We start from the raw sequence: 300 nt of genomic DNA on the forward strand, positions 1-300 counted from the left end.
CTTGTAGGCGGCGAGGCCGGCGAGGGTGGCGATGGTGGGGTTGACGCGGCCGTAGACGATGATCAGGCCGTTGAGGATGCCGACGAGGATGCCGACGCCGATGGCGGCGGCGATGCCGGTGAGGGCGTTGGAGCCGGCCGAGGTGAAGGCCATCGCGCTGACGACGGAGGCGACGCCGGCTTGGGAGCCGACGGAGATGTCGAGGCCGCCGCAGATGATGACGACGGTCTGGACGATGGCGAGGAGGCCGGTGATGGTGGCGGCTTCGGCGATGACCTGCATGTTGCCGAGGCTGAGGAA

The 300-nt window shown here is 69.0% G+C and carries 1 protein-coding gene; it reads right to left on the bottom strand.

The features are described 5' to 3' along the window. Window positions 1-282: ABC transporter permease subunit (locus PUR56_RS21970; protein WP_443034512.1), on the bottom strand; the 282-nt coding region annotated here is incomplete at its 3' end. Window positions 283-300: the final 18 nt, after the last annotated feature.

It is taken from the genome of Streptomyces sp. BE303 (assembly GCF_036290945.1).
Classification (GTDB): domain Bacteria; phylum Actinomycetota; class Actinomycetes; order Streptomycetales; family Streptomycetaceae; genus Kitasatospora.